23 protein-coding genes and 2 tRNA genes are annotated in these 19,629 nt (G+C 40.9%); 14 read left to right on the forward strand and 11 right to left on the reverse strand.

The window, feature by feature from the left end; genetic code table 11:
* The first annotated feature begins 21 nt into the window (after positions 1-21).
* Genes AC4MCD_RS04770 through AC4MCD_RS04800 form a run of 7 tightly spaced genes read left to right on the forward strand, consistent with a single transcriptional unit; the run spans position 22 to position 4,437 of the window.
* The gene (locus tag AC4MCD_RS04770; RefSeq protein WP_491876666.1) at positions 22-393 is read left to right on the forward strand and encodes a DUF4845 domain-containing protein; all 372 of its coding nucleotides are present in this window, start codon (positions 22-24) and stop codon (positions 391-393) included.
* On the forward strand, positions 365-1,063 hold the full coding sequence (gene rnc / locus AC4MCD_RS04775; protein ID WP_491876667.1) for a ribonuclease III: 699 nt from the start codon (positions 365-367) through the stop codon (positions 1,061-1,063). The genes AC4MCD_RS04770 and rnc overlap by 29 nt, the downstream gene beginning before the upstream one ends.
* The gene (era, locus tag AC4MCD_RS04780) at positions 1,063-2,091 is read left to right on the forward strand and encodes a GTPase Era (RefSeq protein ID WP_004784513.1); all 1,029 of its coding nucleotides are present in this window, start codon (positions 1,063-1,065) and stop codon (positions 2,089-2,091) included. Before rnc ends, era begins: the two co-directional genes overlap by 1 nt.
* Positions 2,092-2,109: 18 nt before the next feature.
* Positions 2,110-2,307 carry an NF038104 family lipoprotein gene (locus AC4MCD_RS04785; protein ID WP_419365363.1) on the forward strand — a complete coding sequence of 66 codons (198 nt, stop codon included), beginning with the start codon at positions 2,110-2,112 and terminating at the stop codon, positions 2,305-2,307.
* A gap of 11 nt (positions 2,308-2,318) precedes the next feature.
* Complete coding sequence (gene recO, locus AC4MCD_RS04790) at positions 2,319-3,029, forward strand: DNA repair protein RecO (protein ID WP_208462209.1); 711 nt, start codon at positions 2,319-2,321, stop codon at positions 3,027-3,029.
* Positions 3,030-3,042: 13 nt separating this feature from the next.
* A complete protein-coding gene (gene pdxJ, locus AC4MCD_RS04795; protein WP_180015238.1) occupies positions 3,043-3,768 on the forward strand; it encodes a pyridoxine 5'-phosphate synthase in 726 nt (241 codons plus the stop codon).
* A gap of 15 nt (positions 3,769-3,783) precedes the next feature.
* Positions 3,784-4,437 carry a MiaE family protein gene (locus AC4MCD_RS04800; protein WP_180002823.1) on the forward strand — a complete coding sequence of 218 codons (654 nt, stop codon included), beginning with the start codon at positions 3,784-3,786 and terminating at the stop codon, positions 4,435-4,437.
* Between the two features lie 352 nt (positions 4,438-4,789).
* Here AC4MCD_RS04800 and AC4MCD_RS04805 read toward each other — a convergent pair.
* Positions 4,790-4,865 (reverse strand) — tRNA-Asn (locus tag AC4MCD_RS04805).
* Positions 4,866-5,101: 236 nt separating this feature from the next.
* Between AC4MCD_RS04805 and AC4MCD_RS04810 the strand changes: the two genes are divergently transcribed.
* Positions 5,102-5,545, forward strand: a complete 444-nt coding sequence (locus AC4MCD_RS04810) for a hypothetical protein (RefSeq protein WP_419365360.1) — start codon at positions 5,102-5,104, stop codon at positions 5,543-5,545.
* A gap of 12 nt (positions 5,546-5,557) precedes the next feature.
* Here AC4MCD_RS04810 and AC4MCD_RS04815 read toward each other — a convergent pair whose 3' ends face one another.
* Positions 5,558-6,001, reverse strand: a complete 444-nt coding sequence (locus AC4MCD_RS04815) for a PaaI family thioesterase (protein WP_491876668.1) — start codon at positions 5,999-6,001, stop codon at positions 5,558-5,560.
* A gap of 161 nt (positions 6,002-6,162) precedes the next feature.
* Between AC4MCD_RS04815 and AC4MCD_RS04820 the strand changes: the two genes are divergently transcribed.
* Both AC4MCD_RS04820 and AC4MCD_RS04825 read left to right on the forward strand, forming a co-directional pair.
* Positions 6,163-6,573, forward strand: coding sequence for a GFA family protein (locus tag AC4MCD_RS04820; RefSeq protein ID WP_419365358.1), 411 nt, complete (start codon positions 6,163-6,165; stop codon positions 6,571-6,573).
* Between the two features lie 406 nt (positions 6,574-6,979).
* Positions 6,980-8,317 (forward strand): MATE family efflux transporter, encoded by a 1,338-nt coding sequence (locus AC4MCD_RS04825; RefSeq protein WP_180002831.1) that lies wholly within the window; start codon positions 6,980-6,982, stop codon positions 8,315-8,317.
* 44 nt (positions 8,318-8,361) lie between these two features.
* Here AC4MCD_RS04825 and AC4MCD_RS04830 read toward each other — a convergent pair whose 3' ends face one another.
* Together AC4MCD_RS04830 and map are read right to left on the reverse strand one after the other, a co-directional pair.
* Entirely contained in the window at positions 8,362-9,597 is a 1,236-nt protein-coding gene (locus tag AC4MCD_RS04830) for a pyridoxal phosphate-dependent aminotransferase (protein ID WP_491876669.1), read from the reverse strand.
* Positions 9,598-9,850: 253 nt separating this feature from the next.
* The gene (map, locus tag AC4MCD_RS04835; protein ID WP_004784494.1) at positions 9,851-10,678 is read right to left on the reverse strand and encodes a type I methionyl aminopeptidase; all 828 of its coding nucleotides are present in this window, start codon (positions 10,676-10,678) and stop codon (positions 9,851-9,853) included.
* Between the two features lie 207 nt (positions 10,679-10,885).
* Between map and rpsB the strand changes: the two genes are divergently transcribed.
* The 3 genes from rpsB to AC4MCD_RS04850 all read left to right on the forward strand — a co-directional run bounded on the left by rpsB (position 10,886) and on the right by AC4MCD_RS04850 (position 13,231).
* Entirely contained in the window at positions 10,886-11,632 is a 747-nt protein-coding gene (gene rpsB, locus AC4MCD_RS04840) for a 30S ribosomal protein S2 (RefSeq protein WP_004784492.1), read from the forward strand.
* 141 nt (positions 11,633-11,773) lie between these two features.
* Positions 11,774-12,649, forward strand: coding sequence for a translation elongation factor Ts (gene tsf, locus AC4MCD_RS04845; protein ID WP_004784491.1), 876 nt, complete (start codon positions 11,774-11,776; stop codon positions 12,647-12,649).
* Between the two features lie 75 nt (positions 12,650-12,724).
* Positions 12,725-13,231 carry a DUF3465 domain-containing protein gene (locus AC4MCD_RS04850; RefSeq protein ID WP_491876670.1) on the forward strand — a complete coding sequence of 169 codons (507 nt, stop codon included), beginning with the start codon at positions 12,725-12,727 and terminating at the stop codon, positions 13,229-13,231.
* Positions 13,232-13,276: 45 nt separating this feature from the next.
* Here the strand turns inward: AC4MCD_RS04850 and AC4MCD_RS04855 are convergent, their stop codons facing one another.
* The 7 genes from AC4MCD_RS04855 to AC4MCD_RS04885 form a co-directional block, all read right to left on the reverse strand.
* Positions 13,277-13,732, reverse strand: a complete 456-nt coding sequence (locus tag AC4MCD_RS04855; protein WP_491876671.1) for an Mpo1 family 2-hydroxy fatty acid dioxygenase — start codon at positions 13,730-13,732, stop codon at positions 13,277-13,279.
* 232 nt (positions 13,733-13,964) lie between these two features.
* Positions 13,965-14,579, reverse strand: coding sequence for a septal ring lytic transglycosylase RlpA family protein (locus AC4MCD_RS04860; RefSeq protein ID WP_004784482.1), 615 nt, complete (start codon positions 14,577-14,579; stop codon positions 13,965-13,967).
* A gap of 289 nt (positions 14,580-14,868) precedes the next feature.
* Positions 14,869-15,870 (reverse strand): lytic murein transglycosylase B, encoded by a 1,002-nt coding sequence (gene mltB / locus AC4MCD_RS04865; protein ID WP_491876672.1) that lies wholly within the window; start codon positions 15,868-15,870, stop codon positions 14,869-14,871.
* A gap of 289 nt (positions 15,871-16,159) precedes the next feature.
* The gene (locus AC4MCD_RS04870; RefSeq protein WP_491876673.1) at positions 16,160-16,813 is read right to left on the reverse strand and encodes a hypothetical protein; all 654 of its coding nucleotides are present in this window, start codon (positions 16,811-16,813) and stop codon (positions 16,160-16,162) included.
* Between the two features lie 19 nt (positions 16,814-16,832).
* The gene (gene queF, locus AC4MCD_RS04875) at positions 16,833-17,648 is read right to left on the reverse strand and encodes an NADPH-dependent 7-cyano-7-deazaguanine reductase QueF (RefSeq protein WP_491876674.1); all 816 of its coding nucleotides are present in this window, start codon (positions 17,646-17,648) and stop codon (positions 16,833-16,835) included.
* Positions 17,648-18,421, reverse strand: coding sequence for an ABC transporter permease (locus tag AC4MCD_RS04880; protein WP_180179032.1), 774 nt, complete (start codon positions 18,419-18,421; stop codon positions 17,648-17,650). Before AC4MCD_RS04880 ends, queF begins: the two co-directional genes overlap by 1 nt.
* The gene (locus AC4MCD_RS04885) at positions 18,418-19,353 is read right to left on the reverse strand and encodes an ABC transporter ATP-binding protein (protein ID WP_180010723.1); all 936 of its coding nucleotides are present in this window, start codon (positions 19,351-19,353) and stop codon (positions 18,418-18,420) included. The genes AC4MCD_RS04880 and AC4MCD_RS04885 overlap by 4 nt, the downstream gene beginning before the upstream one ends.
* A gap of 179 nt (positions 19,354-19,532) precedes the next feature.
* Between AC4MCD_RS04885 and AC4MCD_RS04890 the strand changes: the two genes are divergently transcribed.
* Positions 19,533-19,608, forward strand: a tRNA-Arg gene (locus tag AC4MCD_RS04890).
* The last annotated feature ends 21 nt before the right edge of the window (positions 19,609-19,629 follow it).

The following is a 19,629-nucleotide window of genomic DNA, read 5'->3' on the forward strand; positions in this document are numbered from 1 at the left end:
TTTCAGTCAGGAAAATAAAAAATGAAACATCAACAAGGTGCTTCGTATATTGGAATTTTATTTGCAATCGTGGGGTTTGCTTTTCTTGCCAAAGTGGCGATTGCAGTTTGGGGGCCATACTTTGATGATCGTATGGTGGACAATCAGATTGAGGAACTTTTAAAGAGTTCTCCGGCAAATATTGCACCAGAAAAATTTCGTCAGCAGATGGGTCAGCGTTTAGAAATGAACAATATTCGCGATCTGAAGTTTGATGAAATTGCCAAGGTAACCAACACTGATGGTTTACAGGTGCACAAGAATTATGAAATTCGCAAGAATTTTATAATGAATATCGATTTAGTGATGAAGTTTGAGAAAGATTTTGATCAAAACACAGTCAAAACTAAATGATGAGCGTCTTGCCAAACGGATCGGCTATCAGTTTAAACAAGCTGATCTGTTAAAACTGGCATTGACCCATCGTTCAGTCAGTCATAAACACAACTATGAACGCCTAGAATTTCTAGGCGATTCTCTTTTAGGGATGATCATAGCCAATTATCTCTTTACTGCTTACCCGCAGGAAAACGAGGGCCGTCTGACGCGTATGCGTGCGACTCTTGTCCGACAGGAAGCGTTAGGGAAAATTGCCAATGATCTAAAATTGAGTCAGAACCTGATTCTCAGTACGGGTGAGCTGAAATCGGGTGGTCATCATCGTGAGTCTATACTTGCGGATACGGTCGAAGCCATTATTGGTGCGATCTATGTGGATTGCGGTGATCTCACTATACTACAGGCGATTGTGCTAAAATGGTACGAACCGTATTTAGACAATATAGAACCAACTGACCAGCTGAAAGACCCTAAATCACGCCTACAGGAATATTTACAAGCACGTAAAAAACCTCTCCCAGTTTACGAGGTTGTAGATATTCAGGGTGATGCCCCGAACCAGCATTTCAAAGTGGAATGCCAGGTAGAAGGCTTACCGGTCATGGCCGGTGAAGGTTCAAGCCGACGATTCGCTGAACAGGCGGTTGCGGCAGATATTTTAAAACATTTGGAGCATAAGTCTTAATGACTACTCATTCCGATCACATTGATGCTGATCACGAGTCGCAAAGCGACAGCAATGACTTGATTAGTCAATTTTTCAGTGCACAGGGTACTGAAATTCCTTCTGATTATCGCAGCGGTTTCGTGGCGATTGTCGGACGCCCAAACGTGGGTAAATCAACCTTGATGAACCACTTACTGGGCCAGAAACTTTCGATTACTTCACGTAAGCCACAAACCACACGTCATAAAATCGTAGGGATTGATTCACGTGAAAAATCTCAGGCAGTATTTGTTGATACACCGGGGATGCATAAGAAAGAAGTACGTGCCATCAATAAAATGATGAACCGTGCTGCGCACTCTGCACTGCGTGACGTGAACCTGGTGCTGTTTGTCGTTGATGCACAAAAATGGACCCAGAACGATGAGCTTGTTCTGGAGAAATTAAAAAATGCGGATATGCCGGTGATTCTGGTAATCAACAAACTGGACACGTTCGAGAACAAGAATGAGGCCTTACCGCTGATTCGTGAACGTGCCAAACTGATGAACTTTGCTGAAATCGTACCAGTGTCTGCACTTCGTGGTGCCAACCTCGAACACTTACGCGATACGATTGCCAAGTACCTGCCATTCCAGCCACCGCTATATTCACTGGATCAGCTCACTGATCGTTCAGAGCGTTTCCTAGCCTCTGAAATTATCCGTGAAAAGATCATGCGTCAGTTAGGCGAAGAACTGCCATACGATTTAACTGTTCAGATCGAATCTTTCAAAACTGAAGAGCCGACCCTGAACGAAAAAACAGGTCGTATGAAGCCGGCATGTACTTATATTGATGCCACCATTTTCGTTGATCGTGCTGGCCAGAAAGCCATTGTCATAGGTGAAAAAGGTTCCAAGCTGAAAAAAATCGGCATGGATGCACGTGTCGACATGGAAAAAATGTTCGAGCAGAAAATCATGCTAACGCTTTGGGTGAAAGTCAAAGGCGGCTGGTCTGATGATGAGCGAGCCCTGAAAAGTCTAGGTTATAGCGACATTTAAATTGGATAGGAACGGATCATGATGAAAATTTTGGCAGTCGTGGCATGTGTTTTATTCTTGCAAGGCTGTATTCATAAAGTAGTGACCGTTCCTGCCAAAGTTGCCTATAAAACCACAAAGTACGCGGTCAAAGGGACCGCGGCTGTTGTGGGTGCCGCCATTCCTGATGGGGATGACGAAGAAGACGAGAAAAAATCAAAAAAGAATAAAGACTAAAGAAGCAGCCTATGCGTAATGAAGTGCTGCATGGATACCTGATTCATCATCGTAAATATCGCGATCGCAGTCATATTGTGCATTTATTTACCCAGGAATATGGCCGTATCGATGGGATATTAAGACAAAATCCACCACCACAATATCAACCCATCAGCTTGCTAGCCTCAGGCAAATCTGAACTCAAAAACTTCACCAAATTAGAAATTGTTAATCAGCCGATCTTTTTTTTCGGTGATGCCTTTTTTTCTGGCTTTTATCTGAATGAAATCCTGTTGCGTTTATGTCCGCTTGAAGTGCAAATGCCGCTGACCTTTGCCAAATATGGCGAAACATTGAATGCCTTGCAAAAACTCTCCGATCAAGAAAATCCTAATACTTATTTAAAACAGGTTTTACGCCAGTTTGAACATATCTTATTAGAAGAACTTGGCTATGAACTGGATTTTTCGGTCGATGCCAATCAGGCACAGATCAATCCCTTGCAACATTACTATTTTCAGTTGAATGAAGGTTTTATGCCTTCGGCTAAAGCCTTGCGCTCAACCATGTCAGGTCAGCAGATTTTAACAATGCAGCACTATGAAAATGGTAGGGATTTTAATCCAGAACAGTTACAATTACTGACGAAGCTATATCGACAGGTGATCACTGCTTTACTCGGTGACCGACCACTGAAAAGTCGACAATTGTGGATCCAAAATTCTCAATCTCAATCGTAGTTAGGAAAATATTATGGCTGCATTACTTGGTGTCAATATTGACCATGTCGCAACTTTAAGACAAGCACGTGGTACGACGTACCCAGACCCAGTCAATGCTGCATTGATCTGTGAGCAGGCCGGTGCAGAGGGAATTACCCTGCATTTGCGCGAAGACCGCCGACATATTCAGGATGAAGATGTACGTCGTATGCGTCCGGTATTAACTACCCATATGAATCTGGAAATGGCCGTAACTGATGAAATGGTTGCGATTGCTAAAGAAATCCAGCCACAGCATGTCTGCTTTGTGCCAGAAAAGCGTCAGGAAGTGACAACTGAAGGTGGTCTGGATGTCGTTGGTCATTTTGAAGATGTGAAAAAAGCCACTCAGGAATTATCTGCGATTGGCTGTGACGTGTCGCTATTTATTGATGCAGATATTGCCCAGATTGATGCAGCAGTGGCTTGTGGTGCACCTACAATTGAGCTGCATACAGGTGCTTATGCCGATGCAGCAACACCTGAAGCACAGCAGGTTGAACTAGAGCGTATTATCAAAGGGGCAGAGTATGCGGCTTCTAAAGGTTTGGTGGTCAATGCAGGTCATGGTCTGAACCTGGATAATGTCACTCCAATTGCTGCAATTCCTCAAATTCATGAATTAAATATTGGTCACTCGATTATTGCAGATGCAGTTTTTGTTGGACTGGCGCAAGCGGTTCAACAAATGAAAGCTGCAATTAAAGCTGCGCGTTAAGATTGCAAGAAACATATGTCAAATATTGATTATGATGAACTGATGAAGCCTGTCATTGGCTTCTTAGGTTGTGAAACACCAAAAGCCTGGCTTGATGAGGCATTACAGAATCTGGAGATCCTGATGCAGGATCATGCCAACTGTGAGAAGAAAGCAGCCAGTACAGCAATGAACCTGATGTTCCGCTATAGCTTCTTCGTAGATTTACAGGTGAAACTGGCGCAACTGGTACGTGAAGAAATGCTGCACTATGAACAGGTGCTGGAATTCATGAATAAGCGTGGCCAGCAATGGATTGGTCTCAGTGCAGGGCGTTATGCGGGTGGTTTGCGTAAGGAAATCCGGACCTATGAACCAGAAGCATTAATTGATGTGCTGGTGATAGGTGCTTTTGTAGAAGCACGTTCTTGTGAGCGTTTTTATGCGCTTGCACCGCTGGTGGATGACGAGTTAGGGCGTTACTACCGTTATCTACTAAAATCTGAATCTCGTCATTTTGAGGACTACTTGGCCTTAGCTTTAGATGTAGCCAAAACTGCAAAACTGAAAAATCCGCAAGAAGATATTCAAAGTCGTATTGATCATATTCGGGAAGTGGAAAAGAATCTGATTCTCAGTCCAGATGAAATGTTCCGTTTCCATAGTGGTGTGCCTGCAAAAGCAGCTTAAAAAGCTACTCAATTAAGACATCAAAAAAGATCCTCCAAATCGGGGGATTTTTTATAAATATAAGAGTCTCTGCCTAGCTTATTAATCTATTGAAAGAATTTGAAATAGCCTAAGCATATTATAATTTGATTAGAAGGAAAAACTTGAAGTGCAAGATAGCAAAAGCTGTCGTCAATTTTAGAATAACGACTTATAACAACACTTTTGATCAAACGAAAATATAAGCTAATCTAACCAGATAAATAAAAGGGCAAGGTGAGAATATATAAGAGAAAAAAGAATTGAATCATTTTATAAATGAAATTTCAGGCAATAAAAAAGCCCGCTTTAATGCTGCGGGCTTTCTTGAATTTGGCTCTCCCACCTGGGCTCGAACCAGGGACCTGCGGATTAACAGTCCGTCGCTCTACCGACTGAGCTATGGGAGAATCTGAATGCGATTATAGAGAGATTTTACCAAGGGTCAAGCAAAAACTGTCATATTTATTACAAATTGCACTTATCTGATTTTAATTTAAACGATTGCATTAAATTCTTAAAAAATGCTTGTCAGAACAAATTTCACTTGTTAGATTGAAAACATAAAGTCGTTTGACCAAATGGTCAAACAGTGTGGATTTAAACCTACTTGCCAGCACAAAAATGGCTAAACCGGAGAAAGCGAATGAATACGCTCACTATCCCTCAAATCTTCTCTCAGCTGCCTTTTTATCAAGATCATTATCTCGATATTATTCAAGATTCAGCTCAATACTTTACCCCTGTGGCTGGTGCAGAAATCCGTTTATGGCCCTTAGCGATCAAACAATTGTATCTGGGTGACTTGCTGCAATTATGGTTTGCAGAAAAGTGGCTGGTCGAACAAGAACGCCAATTTAGTTTTGAAATATTCCTAAATACGCCTAAAGCTCAGAAAAAAGATCTTTATATTTATGCGCTTGCTGGCAATCTTCTGACCGGATCGAACCAGTCTAAAGTGTGGCAAGCTTCTGCTAAAGAAACTCAGGTACTGAGTGTAGCGAATGTTTCCAAGCATTATTTCGAATATCGGGCTTTGACCCAACCAAAACTGGTAAAAGTACCGCAAGGGAAATGGGGCGTACTTTAAGCCTTAAACACCTTAATGATCAGAATTGCGAAAAATCATGCAGGTTGCTGTGGCATGGGCATAAATACGACCTTCATCATCCAGAATTTGCCCTTCAGAAATACCTAGATTTTTACTGAGATTAATTGCTTTTCCGATTGCATTTAGTTCTTGGTTGTGAGGAATTGGGCGGCACATTTTTACATTCAGATCAATGGTGCCATAACCGACACCGGCTTTAAGTAAAGTATGAATTGCGCAGCCTGTTACCGTATCTAAAACAGTTGCGGCAAAAGCGCCATGTATACCTCCCATAGGATTCAGATGGCGTTCATCTGCTTTTACAACAAAGGTCACGTGTCCCGGTTCGACTTCGCTTGCAGACATGGGAATGGTGGTTGCCATAGAAGGCATAGACAGATTGCCCTTAAGCATCTCTTGCATAATCTGCAAACCTGAAAGATTCTTGAGATCCATAGCTTGTCCTTATTATTTTAAATACTGGATTTGAATGACAAGTTTAGGTAGATGGTGCTTCGATCAGCAATAAAAAATTGTATGAGGAAATGTACAAAGCCTTTTACTTATGATGAATCCGGTAAAATGATTAAAAATAATAATACCGAGGAAGAATAATCATGAAAGCGAGATGTTTATGCGGAGCGACTCGATTTGAAGTTCAGCTCAGAAATCATGAAGTTGCTGCCTGTCATTGTTCCATGTGCCGCCGCCAGACAAGTGGACCATTAATGTCGATTGATATAGAAAATATTCACTTTATTGATCAGCAGCATTTATCTGTTGCAAGTACTTCTGAATGGGCAGAGCGTGGTTTTTGCAATGCCTGTGGTACTTTTATTTTCTGGCGGACCAAAGATCATTCCTTTGCCAATATTAATGTATTTACTTTAGAGCAACTACCAGAGGATCTGGATTTCAATTTAGAAATTTATGTAGATCATCAGCCAGCGTTTTACTCATTTAACAATCAAACCAAAAAAATGACAGAAGCTGAGGTCATTGCCATGTTTCAGCAACCGGATTCCTGAAATAAATATAATCAGATAAAGGAAAAGTAAGTCCCGTAATTTGATCTGATAAAAATACTTTTTTTAAAACTAAAAGCGCCATATAAATACTTATATATCATTAAATAAAAATACTGATCAGCAGGTTCGTATTTCAGATAGCATCCTGCTTTTCATGTAATGATCATTCTTTCTTTTGATTAAATTGTTAAAAATTGGAACGAAAAACTCATAATTTCTGAACTCAATAAATTATTATTTTCTATAAGCAAACGAAAGATAGAGACTGAACTTTTTATAAAAATTAATAAATATAATGATTTATGGCACAAGGATTGTATGTAATTTTCATTGTATGTCGAAGCCTCAAATAATTCAGTTTGAAAATAAATTTCGAGAAAAGAATTAATAATAGAGTGATCTTGCAATGAAACAGTTTTTGCATCTTTGGGTGCCTATTTTTCTGAGTAATGCCATTATTATGCTGGGTGGTTTATTCGATGTGATCTTCCTGTCACATTTTTCACCCCAGCATGTTGCTGCTATGGCTGTGTGTGTTTCAATTTATTCATTGTGTTTTGTTTCAGGGGTCGGAGTTCTGCAAGGCATGATGCAAGAACTGGCTGAAGCCAATGGGCGTCAGGCTTTTTCTGAAATACAGCAGATTGTGAAACAAAGTATTTTGATTGTACTTACACTATCTGTTTTGGCAGCTTGGTTATTTACCCATGCCACACCCTTATTGAATCTTTTAAAAGCTGATGCTGAACTGCAAGCCCTGATTACACCCTGTTTGTGGTTAATGGCATGGGTAATTCCAGGACATCTTTTATTACGTATTCTATATATTCTGACGCAAACTTGTGGGCAGGCTAAACGTGTATTTTATGCCAATATTTTGTATTTAATCATCAAGGGGTTATTAGGGTATTGCCTGATTTTTGGTGTTGAAGGTTATATCGCTGCTTATGGTGTGCAAGGTGCTTTCATTTCAAGTTTGGTTGCACAGTGGTTATTGTTATTTGTTTATTATTTTGTATTTCTAGAGAAGAAATTACAAATACAGTGGTCAGGCACATTTTTACATTGGGCTACCTTGCTCAAAATTCTCAGAATTGGTGTGCCTAATGGTGTTGTCACGTTTGTGGATGTATTTGCCATAAGTGCGATTGCATTGCTGATTTTACCCTTGGGGGACATCGTTATAAATTCTCATCAAATTATGCTGGGCTTGACGGGATTGATGTTTATGGTGCCGATGTCAATGGGGTCTGCTTTTAGTATTTTGGTATCGACAAAAATTGGCGCAGAACATATTGATTCAGCATGGCAATTAAGCAAAAAAGCAGTTGTAGTTGTTGTGTCGATTGGATTCTGCCTCGCTAGTTTTGTATGGATTTTTCAGAGTGGGATTATTACTTTATTTAGTGGTGATCAGCAGGTATTGGCTGTGGCATTCAGTTTGATGATGCTCGTGTGTTGGATGCATATCTTTGATGCCATTCTGGTAATTAGTGTCAATATGCTGCGCTGCTGGAAAGAAGTGGTATTGCCCATGTTTATTTTTACAGGTGCAGTTTTGGTACTTGGTTTAGGTGGAGGTTGGTATGTTGCCTATCATCCTATTTCATTTATGAATATTGGTTTCAATGCATTGGGAATTCATGGCTTTTGGTGGATGCTGGCTATTTCATATACCTTCGCTGCATTGATGTGCTTGCTGTGCTTGGCACTTAAATACCGTAAGCATATACAAACTGCATAAAAAAACCCGCGATCATCGCGGGTTTTTTCATCTAATCAATTAGATTATTTTGCAGCTTTTTCAGCTTCGATCGAAGCAATCGCCTCATCAACGCCTTCGATAGAATCAGCAGCTTTTTTGATACGTGCAAGTGCATCAACTAATACTTCGTCAGCAGTTGCGTAAGAGATACGCATGAAACCGCCTAGACCGAATGCATCACCAGGAACGACTGCAACACCAGTTTCTTCCAGTAACCAAGCAGAGAATTCTGTGCAAGAGTTCAGACCTTTCGCACGGATCAATGGTTTGATGTTCGCGTATGCATAGAATGCACCGTCAGCAGGTAGGCAAGAAATACCTTTAATGTCATTCAAGCCATTCACAACCAGGTCATGACGACGTTTAAACGCTTCAACCATTGGTACAAGAACGTCTTGAGGACCATTCAATGCAGCTTCTGCAGCAACTTGTGAAATAGAAGTTGGGTTAGAAGTTGATTGAGACTGGATTTTTTTCATCGCACCGATCAGTTTAGCAGGACCTGCCGCATAGCCGATACGCCAGCCTGTCATTGCATAGGCTTTAGACACACCGTTTAATACGATAGTGCGGTCGTAAAGGTCTGGGGCAACAGTTGCGATGTTGTAGAATTCATCTTCCCAACGGATTGGTTCGTACATGTCATCAGATGCGATGAATACTTTTGGGTATTTACGCAGTACTGCAGCTAAAGCTTCTAATTCAGCTTTAGTGTAGATCATGCCAGTCGGGTTAGAAGGGCTGTTTAATACCACTAGACGAGTTTTGTCAGTGATCGCAGCTTCTAATTGCTCAGGAGTAATTTTAAAACGTTGTTCTTCACCACATTTCACGATTACTGGTGTACCTTCAGCAATGATCACCATGTCTGGATAGCTCACCCAGAATGGAGCAGGGATGATCACTTCATCACCTTTGTTTAACAAAGCAAGTGCCAAGTTAAAGAAAGACTGTTTACCACCACAAGAAACCAGAATTTGGTTTGCTTGATAGTCAAGGTTATTGTCACGTTTTAATTTAGCAATAATTGCTTTTTTAAGACCTGGCGTACCATCAACAGCGGTGTATTTGGTGAAACCGTTGTTAATTGCTGCAATTGCTGCATCTTTGATGTGTTGAGGGGTATCAAAATCTGGCTCACCTGCGCCCAAACCAATAACGTTGTGACCAGCAGCTTTCAGTTCAGCAGCCTTATTTGTCACAGCAAGCGTAGGGGACGGTTTGATGGCATTCACACGATCAGAGAGACGTACGTCCACGGCAGTATTCCTTCTTATAGGGATTAAAAAATAAAAAGCACATTATCTTAGCCTAAAATGGTGCACATTGGGCAAAAGAATTTGGAAAAATATACGAAAAAAATGCTGAATCAGTGCAACCTTATCTTGAACATCGATAGGTAGTTTAGATAGACATGAACTAAGAATATGCTTTGAGGATGAGAATAATAGGGGAAATATAAACTAAAAATGGCCACTTTAAAGTGGCCATTTATGTGAGAAAGTGTTGTTGTTATGCACTAAAACGTGACAAATCTTCTTCAGGACGGGCAGTCAGCACTTCAATGCCATTTTTTGTTACTAAAAGAGTGTGCTCATATTGAGCCGATAATTTATGGTCTTTAGTGACCACAGTCCATTTATCACCCAACAGTTTGGTTTGCCAAACACCCGCATTCACCATAGGTTCAATCGTAAAAGTCATACCTTCTTCAAGAACCATCCCGGTATCTGGCTGACCATAATGCAGCACCTGTGGTTCATCATGGAAAGTTGTACCGATTCCGTGGCCACAGTATTCACGAACAACGCTAAAACGTTCAGATTCAACATATTTTTGAATCGCATGACCAATATCACCAATCGTTGCACCGGGTTTAACTACAGCCATACCACGATACATGGCTTCTTGAGCGACTTTGCACAGACGGTTGGCCAGAATTGAAGTTTCACCACCCACGATGTACATCATATTGGTGTCGCCATGGAAACCATCTTTGATGACAGTGACATCAATATTTAAAATATCGCCTTTTTTCAGGATCTTGTTTTCAGATGGGATCCCGTGACAGACCACATGGTTTACAGATGTACAGATTGTATGCTGGAAAGCAGGGCGGCCAGGCGCTGCACCATAACCTAAACATGCAGGAATAGCATTCTGCACATTTACAATATAGTCATGACAAATCGTATCCAATTCCAGTGTCGTTACGCCGGGTTTGATATGCGGTTTGATCATATCCAACACTTCTGCAGCCAGTCGTCCAGCGATACGCATCTTTTCGATATCTTCTGCGGATTTGATTAAACGACGGGGAGCTTGATAAGTAGTGTTCATGATCTCTAAAAACTTTTGGAAATTTGTATGTGACTATGGTATAAATAGCCGCCCATTTTATCAAATGCTTTTTCGTGAATATATTTGCGAGGCTGATGGAATGGTGTATTAAAAATCCGCACATATATCGTCACATTACTCTGGGTGCCCGCAAGGGTGGAGAATGCGGATATATGGAGGCCTAACCCAAACTTTAAGGTAAAGAAAATGGCAGATTACAACGTAAGCATGCGCGACCTTCTACAAGCTGGCGCGCACTTTGGTCACCAAACTCGTTTCTGGAACCCAAAAATGCGTCAATACATCTTTGGCGCGCGTAACAAAATTCACATCATCAACCTTGAGCACACTGTTCCTGCGTTAAATGATGCTTTGAACTTCGCTAACCAATTGGCTAGCAAAAAGAACAAAGTTTTGTTCGTTGGTACTAAACGTGCTGCTTCTGCAATCATCCGTGAACAAGCTCAACGCGCTGGTCAACCATACGTAGATCACCGTTGGTTAGGTGGTATGTTGACGAACTGGAAAACTCTTCGCCAATCTATCAACCGTTTAAAAGACCTTCAAACTCAATCTCAAGACGGTACTTTCGCTAAACTTACTAAACGTGAAGCTTTAGAACGTAGCCGTGAGATGGAAAAACTTGAACGTGCTTTAGGCGGCGTTAAAAACATGGGTGGTTTACCTGACGCATTATTCGTAATCGACGTTGATCACGAAGCGATTGCAATTAAAGAAGCTAAAAACCTTGGTATTCCTGTAATCGGTATCGTTGATACTAACTCTAACCCAGACAACGTAGACTACGTTATTCCGGGTAACGACGATGCGATCCGTGCAGTAACACTTTATGCTTCTGCTATGGCTGATGCGATTCTTGCTGGTAAAGAATATGCTCAATCACAAGCAAATGCACAAGCTAAAGCAGAAGAAGCTCCTGCTTCTGAGGCTTAATGCGTTAGACGCTAGCTTGTCATTTTTGCGACACGTGATGGTGGCAAAGTAAGCGTTATGTATGCAGGCGGCCCATGAGAATCCTCTGGGCCGTTTCTGTTCTAAAAAGAATTCATTTTCTACCGAATTTAGGAGATAAACATGACTGCAGTTACAGCAAGCATGGTTAAAGAACTGCGTGATCGTACTGGTCTAGCAATGATGGAATGTAAAAAAGCTTTGACAGAAGCTGGTGGTGACATCGAATTAGCGATCGACAACCTTCGTAAATCTGGTCAAGCAAAAGCAGCTAAAAAAGCTGGTAACATTGCTGCTGACGGCGCGATCACAATTGCTCAAGAAGGCAACAAAGCAATCCTTCTAGAAGTAAACTGCCAAACTGACTTCGTTGCTAAAGACGAAAACTTTGCTGGTTTCTCTGCGAAAGTTGCTGCTGCTGCACTTGCTGCAAACGAAACTGACGCTGCTAAAATCGCTGAACTTAAACTTGAAGATGGCGCTACTGTAGAAGAAGCTCGTATTGCGCTAGTTCAAAAAATCGGTGAAAACATCCAAGTACGTCGTGCGAAAATTGTTGAAGGTGAAAACCTTGCTGTTTACAAACACGGTCTTCGTATCGGTGTGGTTGTATCTTACTCAGGTGATGCTGAAACTGGTAAAGGTTTGGCAATGCACATTGCTGCATTCAATCCGGTTGCTGTAAACGCTGAACAAGTTCCTGCTGACCTTATCGCGAAAGAAAAAGAAATCGCTGAAGCTAAAGCACTTGAATCTGGCAAACCAGCAAACATCGTTGAGAAAATGGTTGTAGGTTCTGTTGAGAAATACTTGAACGAAGTTGTTCTTGAGCGTCAACAATACGTAATCGACAACGACAAGAAAGTTGCTGAAGTTCTTAAAGCGACTGGTACTACTGTTGCTAACTTCGTTCGTTTCGAAGTGGGTGAAGGTATCGAGAAGAAAGCTGAGCTTTCTTTCGCTGAAGAAGTTGCTGCTGCTCAGGCTGCTGCAAAATAATTCGGTAACGAATTAGAAAAAAGCCCCGAATGGGGCTTTTTTTATGACTAAATAAAGAATGATCAAGGAGAAATTATGGCAAATAAAACCAATATGGGGATCGGGGCTGTCATTGCACTTTTGGTGGCTGCTTATTTAGGTCTGGATTTATCAGAATCTAAACAACAGACCAATACTTTTGTACCTTCAGCAGAAGTTGCGATTCAAGAGCAGCCTAATGTTCAAAAAAGTACGCATAAGGTTTCTGATGATACCCAGCGTATAGAGCAAGCTTACCAGCAAAGACAAAGTGATCTTCAGGTTCAGGCGAGCGGTAAGGTGGTAGCGTTATTAAAAGATGATAATGAAGGTTCCCGTCATCAGAAATTTATTCTGGAATTATCTACTGGTCAAACTGTATTGGTTGCGCACAATATTGATCTGGCGCCACGCATCCAGAATATTCAAAAAGGTGATCAGGTTGAGTTTTTTGGTGAATATGAATATAGCGACAAAGGTGGGGTGATTCATTGGACCCATCATGATCCATCCAATAAGCACATCAGCGGTTGGTTAAAACACCAAGGAAAAACCTATCAATAAGGGAATTTTCCTTGGTTTTATAAATGTAATGATATTACATACGCTTTAAGTGCACTGTATTGCCTCAGATTGACGAGATTTCCATTTAGGTAGGACTTTGCCTAAATAGGCATCCATGCACCATAACGGGCCAATGAGAAGGAATTGAAGGTCTTTAAAGAAAGAAGGCTTTTTACCTTCGACTTTGTGTCCATAAAATTGCCCAATCCAGGCAAAAACAAACAAGGCTATAAAGAAACCGACACCTACAGGTAAAACCCAGATGAACCAGGCCATCATCAGGGTTAGCGCTGCCATTGCTACAGCCAGTACGATATCTAAACGTGCATAAAACACAAAAGCCAGAACCAAGAGCAGGGCAGTCAGTAAAGCGCTAAAGTGCGCCATGATTCCAATAATGGAAAAATAGATGGTAGGCACGCAGACCCAATGGATCAGTTTGTTGGTTTTGTTTTGATGACTTTCACTATATTCATCTAACCATTCGGATATTGTTTTCATTCTATCGCTCCCATCCATGAACGTACTGTTAGTTTTCAAAATATAAAACAGTTTGGAGGTATGGTCAAAATGAAATCGATAGTGGGTTGATAAGGGTTAGAGAAGGCTTATACCTGAATGGAATAACATCGACAGTATTAAGGATAAAAGCAGTTCGAATTCCTGCTCTACATCACCAAATAAAAAAGCCACATGACTGTGGCTTTTGAGTTAAATGTAGAGCGGTCAAATCTTATGAGTTTGGACCATCTACACGCTCAATATTGACATGTGCAGTACCAGCATTGGTAATACCAAGCTGTTTAGCAGCACCGTAAGATAAATCTAGAACACGATTGCCATGGAATGGACCACGGTCATTCACCTTCACAACCACGCTCTTACCATTGTTTTTGTTGGTCACGCGGATAAAGCAGTTTAATGGCAGGCTACGGTGTGCAGCAGTCATTGCATTCATATCGAATGTTTCACCACTGGCAGTTTTACGGCCATGGAACTGACGACCATACCAAGATGCTGTACCTGTCTGACTGAATTTACGAACTGTGTTTGAAGCAACATTGTTCAGTTTCTCAATCACTGAAGGCTCTTCTGCAGGAATTGCAATTTTTGCTGCAATGGTTTGACGACGAACTTTATCGCCAGAACGCTCAGTGATTGAAAGGCTGTTCAAATTTGTGAAATTTGAATTGAAGCTTTGAGCTTCTTTGTTTAATACACGCGCTGCAAGACGCGAATTGTCATGATCATTATTGAATGATGATGACTGAACCATATCTGCTTGCGATTGCGTTAGGGTAACGGTCGCGGCGATGGCCATAAAATACTTCAGAAAAGAAGAATGCATTGAATCAACTCCTAACAGCATGTTTCATTAGATTGGGCCTAAGTAGCTGATAACCCTATAAACATGCCTGATATTTAACTTATGCAACTACATTTAACGAATTGGATAATATTCATGCTGGCAACTGGCTGTCTAGTGTTTAATTAAAATAGTTAAAAAAAGTACGCAAAATAAACAATGAGTGATTAAAAAATAATCAATATTGTAACAAGAAGTAAAAAATGCCTAAAATTTAGGCATTTTGTTTAATAAAAATCTTGACTTTAATAGTATGTAGTAATTTTTACTGTTATCGGCTCGTAATTTCTGTACCTAAAAGCCACAATGCAGTGGCATACATACGACTACGATTGTATGTGGTAATCACTTGAAAATTTGGATAAGTAATATAGTAAATCGGTCCGTAATTTTCTTGTAATTGAATGACATTGACCATATCAAGATCATCAATACGAACAATCGGATTCATCGGACTGATCCTTTGGGTTTTGATTACACCATAAGGCGTTGGCTGTGTGAGATCTTTGGCGATAACAGAATCAGGATTCGAACCGCTATAACGGGCAGGAAAGGCAATCGGCTGATCACGTTGCCAGCCATTTTGAGCCAGATAGTTTGCAATTGAACCAATCGCATCTACCGCAGAATTACGTAGATCGATATGGCCATTGCCATCATAGTCGACCCCATACTTTGGAATATTACTTGGCATAAACTGCGGATAACCGACCGCACCCGCATAAGAACCCACGATCGAGGATGCTGACACACCATCCTTATATGACCATGCGATCAATGCCGCCAGTTCATCCTGAAAGTATTGCGCACGACGTTCATAACCAAAGCCAAGAGTTGCTAGTGCATCACGGGTCACAAATGAACCCTTGTTGCTGCCAAAACCGGTCTCAACCCCTAAAATACCCAAAATGATCGATTGTGGTACACCAAACTGCTGCTCAGCGCGATTTAGTGTTGCAGCATATTGCTGCTTGAAACGTACACCACGTTGAATCGTACCTTCAGACAGAAAATTGGTCTTATAGGCATACCATGGCTTACTTTCACCTGGACGATTCATGATATTGATAATATTTGGAAGATTTTTTGCTCCCGTCATTGCACTGTCTACTTGCTGAGCACTTAGACCATAAGTCTGCATGGTGTTCTGCTTGAAACTGGCATAAGAAGGATGATATTGAAAATCGTTGGCCAGGCTTAAACTACTGAGTCCGAATGCACTGACAAGGATCGAAAGTTGCTTCAATTTTTTATAAAAATTCGATTTCAACATCTTGGTATGATTTCCAATTTTTTGGTGAATTTGTGGCTATGTCATTTGAATCGTGCCATGAAAAAGATCAATTTACTTTTCTCAGTTTTCTGGCATTAGAGGCGAGATTAAAGATAACATTCTGATGAATAGGAGTCATATAAACTCCCTTAAAAATAGGAAAGGGTTGGTTGTTTTTTCAGCATTTTGTATTTTAGTTCACAATAACTGTAACAAGCTATTTCTTAAGCCACAAAAAAGCCTGACTGAAGTCAGGCTTAATCTACATTATTTGAATAAATGTGCGGCTTTATTCAGTAAAGAATAAAGTGTCGTGATATTCTGCCATCGCCTGCAACTCATCCTTATTTAAATTCAGGATGATTTTATCTGCTGCAATATTAATCGCTTTGATTACAGCTGAAGCACCAATATCAGCAGCCTTGCGTTTAATCATGCCTAAATCTAAGGTTTTATTAAAGTCGACCATAAAATGACGTACAGTTGCTTCACCAAACTGTTTGTACAGATTGCTGAGACTCTGCTTATCGACACTTTGGCCAGCTTTTAATGCTGCATAATGGTGTTTTAGGTTGGTGACCAGATTGGCATCCAGAGACTCACCAATACGGAAGTTTCCTTCCGGATCTTTAAACAGGCTGCGTTCAGAAAAAGCAATCGACTCTTTGACGACTTCATTTGGCGCTTTACCCAGCAACTGTTTCAGTAACACTGCCACAGTGGACTTGATATAGCCCGCCAGTTTTTCTGCCGTATCGCGTTTTTCGCTCGCAGGAAAACGGCGTACCAGTTCCGTGAGAATTGCATCAATAATTTCATCATTAATCATTAATGCGGTTTTATCACGCAGTGGATAAAGCGGTTCACTCGAGTTTTTATTTTTCTGTGCAGTCTGAATTGTATTTAATAGTTCTGCAGAAGGAATAAAACCAAAAAAAGGCATTCTTAAACCTCAATGTTTTTTATTGTCGCGCTAAACGAATAGGGCGAGGCATCCATGTGGAATCCGATACACGACAAGGGTTGATATCCAATCCACCACGGCGTGTATAGGTCGCATATACCATCAGCTTTTCCGGTTTCAGATTGTGCCAGATATCGGCAAACATCTGTTCCACACATTGTTCGTGAAAACCGTTGTGCTGACGATACGAAATAATATAAGCCAAAATACTCTTATAACAAGGTTTTTTGCCCTGATAGCGTATAAATACTGTACCCCAGTCCGGTTGTCCAGTGACTGGGCAGTTACTTCTTAATAAATGTGAATAGAGTTGCACTTCGATATTTTCATCGCTTTGCTGATCTAAAGACAATAAAGAAGCGTCCGGATGATTTTCCAGGCGTTCCGGAGTCAGGTCATCAATACAGATACCCTCAGGCTTAGAAATTTCAAGTTCATCAACATGGAAAAGATCCAGTGTGATTTCAGCACCAGCAGCTTTTGAGAGGTCTTTTTCAACAGTTGTAATAAAAGCCTCTTTCGAATCAAACTTGGCAAAGTTCAGGCTATTGAAATACAGCTTTAAAGATTTTGATTCAATGAGATTTGGGGAAAATGCTGGCAGGGTAATCCGACCAATCGCCACTTGAGGCACGCCAATAGCATTTAACCAAGAAATTTCAAAAACATGCCACCAGTCTTTGCCTTGCTGAATAGCTTCAACATGGGCATATTTTTCACGGGCAGGCGCACGGGAAATCGGGAACAAAATATCGGGCTGATATTCTGTTGGGTAGTTGGTGTCTTTACCAAGGAGAGAATTTTCTACACTCATTATTCACGCATTCCTGAACCACGAGACAATAAATAGTAAGCAATACCGTAAAGCACGGCACACCAGAAAGTAATCACGACCAATGAAATGGAAACATTGACATCGCTATGACCTAAAATGCCGAAACGGAACGCATTGACCATATATACGATCGGGTTAACTAAAGAGAGATTTTGCCAGAACGGACTTAAGGCTGAAATCGCATAAAACACACCGCCTAAATAGGTCAGTGGTGTGAGTACAAAAGTCGGGATGATCGAGATATCATCAAAAGATTTGGCATAGACAGCATTAATAAAACCGCCTAGAGAGAATAATAGCGAGGTAATGAGTACTGTATATATAGTCACAAACCAGTTGGTAATATAAAGGTCTGCAAAAAACAGGCTCATGGCACTGACAATAATCGCAACCAACAGACCACGAATTACACCACCCAATACATATCCCCATAAAATGGCATGTAAAGGTACTGGACTCATGATTAGCTCTTCAATGCTTTTCTGAAATTTTGAGCTAAAGAAGCTGGAAGAGACATTGGCATAACTATTGGTAATCACCGCCATCATGATCAGACCAGGGACAATAAACTCCATATAACTATAGCCGCCCATTTCCCCAATACGTGAACCGACCAGATTACCGAAGATCACGAAATATAGACTCATGGTAATTGCTGGTGGCAACAGAGTTTGTGGCCAGATCCGCATAAAGCGGCGAACTTCTTTATGAACGATGGTATATAAGGCGACGCCGAGCTGATTTATATTCATTGTGCAGCTCCATCCAGATTTTTCTCGACCATTTTCACAAATAGTTCTTCTAAGCGGTTTGACTTGTTACGCATACTGCGTACCTGAATGTTCTGTGATTCCAGTAACTGGAACAAATCATTCATGGAATGGGCTTTATCCAGTGTCACTTCTAGGGTCATTGGATCAACTAAATTAAATTTCACACCAATAATTTCAATATTTAATGGCTCAATAGGTGCAGCCAGATCGAAGATAAAGGATTCTTCATTGAGCTGATTCAGGAAATTTTTCATGGTGGTATCTTCTTTGATCACACCACGGTCGATGATGGCAATCCGACGACATAACATCTCTGCTTCTTCCAGATAATGAGTCGTTAAAATAATAGAAGTACCATTATTGTTCATTTCATTAAGAAAATCCCACATGGAACGACGCAATTCGATATCTACACCAGCGGTCGGTTCATCCAGAATCAGTAATTTTGGTTCATGCATCATCGCACGGGCAATCATCAAGCGGCGTTTCATACCCCCTGAAAGCATACGAGCTTGAGTAGAGCGTTTTTCCCAAAGACCCAGTTTATTTAAGTATTCTTCAGCACGAGCTTGGGCAATTTTTTTTGGAATACCGTAGTAACCGGCTTGAGTAACCAGAATATCAAAGGTTTTTTCAAACTGGGCGAAGTTAAATTCTTGGGGTACTACGCCTAAACATTGTTTGGCTTCAGAAGGGTGGGTGTCCAGATTGTGACCAAAAATTTCAACGGTTCCAGAGGTTTTTCTTGTTAATGAACTGATAATACCAATAGTAGTGGACTTGCCCGCGCCATTAGGTCCTAACAGAGCATAGAATTCACCTTCAGGTACAGTTAAGTTGATTCCTTTAAGTGCCTGAAAACCATTTCCATAGGTCTTCGACAAATCCCTTAATGTCAGCGCATCAGTCATAGAGATCTCAAATGGTGAAAAGTTGAGATATTGTGAGTGATCTTGCAGAATAAACCAAGTCATTCACATGGAATTCTCTGTTGCTGTTTTGGCACACTGTATAAAGGATAGGCATAAAAATAACGAAGTTATAGATAGTTGCTTTACCTTATGCATTTTTTTGTTATGATGTGCATCGCGCGCTCATAGCTCAACTGGATAGAGTACAGGTCTCCGAAGCCTGTGGCGTGGGTTCGAGTCCCGCTGAGCGCACCATCATTTTATTAGTTCACTTAT

It is taken from the genome of Acinetobacter sp. CAU_H_78 (assembly GCF_058599365.1).

Bases quoted from the DNA above. Each gene is read 5' to 3' on its own strand.
- AC4MCD_RS04885 (WP_180010723.1), bottom strand. From the start codon at position 19,353: ATGACTGATGCGCTGACATTAAGGGATTTGTCGAAGACCTATGGAAAT.
- queF (WP_491876674.1), bottom strand. From the start codon at position 17,648: ATGAGTGTAGAAAATTCTCTCCTTGGTAAAGACACCAACTACCCAACA.
- tsf (WP_004784491.1), top strand. From the start codon at position 11,774: ATGACTGCAGTTACAGCAAGCATGGTTAAAGAACTGCGTGATCGTACT.
- AC4MCD_RS04870 (WP_491876673.1), bottom strand. From the start codon at position 16,813: ATGCCTTTTTTTGGTTTTATTCCTTCTGCAGAACTATTAAATACAATT.
- era (WP_004784513.1), top strand. From the start codon at position 1,063: ATGACTACTCATTCCGATCACATTGATGCTGATCACGAGTCGCAAAGC.
- map (WP_004784494.1), bottom strand. From the start codon at position 10,678: ATGAACACTACTTATCAAGCTCCCCGTCGTTTAATCAAATCCGCAGAA.
- AC4MCD_RS04810 (WP_419365360.1), top strand. From the start codon at position 5,102: ATGAATACGCTCACTATCCCTCAAATCTTCTCTCAGCTGCCTTTTTAT.
- mltB (WP_491876672.1), bottom strand. From the start codon at position 15,870: ATGTTGAAATCGAATTTTTATAAAAAATTGAAGCAACTTTCGATCCTT.
- recO (WP_208462209.1), top strand. From the start codon at position 2,319: ATGCGTAATGAAGTGCTGCATGGATACCTGATTCATCATCGTAAATAT.
- AC4MCD_RS04815 (WP_491876668.1), bottom strand. From the start codon at position 6,001: ATGGATCTCAAGAATCTTTCAGGTTTGCAGATTATGCAAGAGATGCTT.
- AC4MCD_RS04880 (WP_180179032.1), bottom strand. From the start codon at position 18,421: ATGAATATAAATCAGCTCGGCGTCGCCTTATATACCATCGTTCATAAA.
- AC4MCD_RS04820 (WP_419365358.1), top strand. From the start codon at position 6,163: ATGAAAGCGAGATGTTTATGCGGAGCGACTCGATTTGAAGTTCAGCTC.
- AC4MCD_RS04860 (WP_004784482.1), bottom strand. From the start codon at position 14,579: ATGCATTCTTCTTTTCTGAAGTATTTTATGGCCATCGCCGCGACCGTT.
- AC4MCD_RS04800 (WP_180002823.1), top strand. From the start codon at position 3,784: ATGTCAAATATTGATTATGATGAACTGATGAAGCCTGTCATTGGCTTC.
- AC4MCD_RS04855 (WP_491876671.1), bottom strand. From the start codon at position 13,732: ATGAAAACAATATCCGAATGGTTAGATGAATATAGTGAAAGTCATCAA.
- rpsB (WP_004784492.1), top strand. From the start codon at position 10,886: ATGGCAGATTACAACGTAAGCATGCGCGACCTTCTACAAGCTGGCGCG.
- AC4MCD_RS04825 (WP_180002831.1), top strand. From the start codon at position 6,980: ATGAAACAGTTTTTGCATCTTTGGGTGCCTATTTTTCTGAGTAATGCC.
- AC4MCD_RS04770 (WP_491876666.1), top strand. From the start codon at position 22: ATGAAACATCAACAAGGTGCTTCGTATATTGGAATTTTATTTGCAATC.
- AC4MCD_RS04850 (WP_491876670.1), top strand. From the start codon at position 12,725: ATGGCAAATAAAACCAATATGGGGATCGGGGCTGTCATTGCACTTTTG.
- AC4MCD_RS04785 (WP_419365363.1), top strand. From the start codon at position 2,110: ATGATGAAAATTTTGGCAGTCGTGGCATGTGTTTTATTCTTGCAAGGC.
- pdxJ (WP_180015238.1), top strand. From the start codon at position 3,043: ATGGCTGCATTACTTGGTGTCAATATTGACCATGTCGCAACTTTAAGA.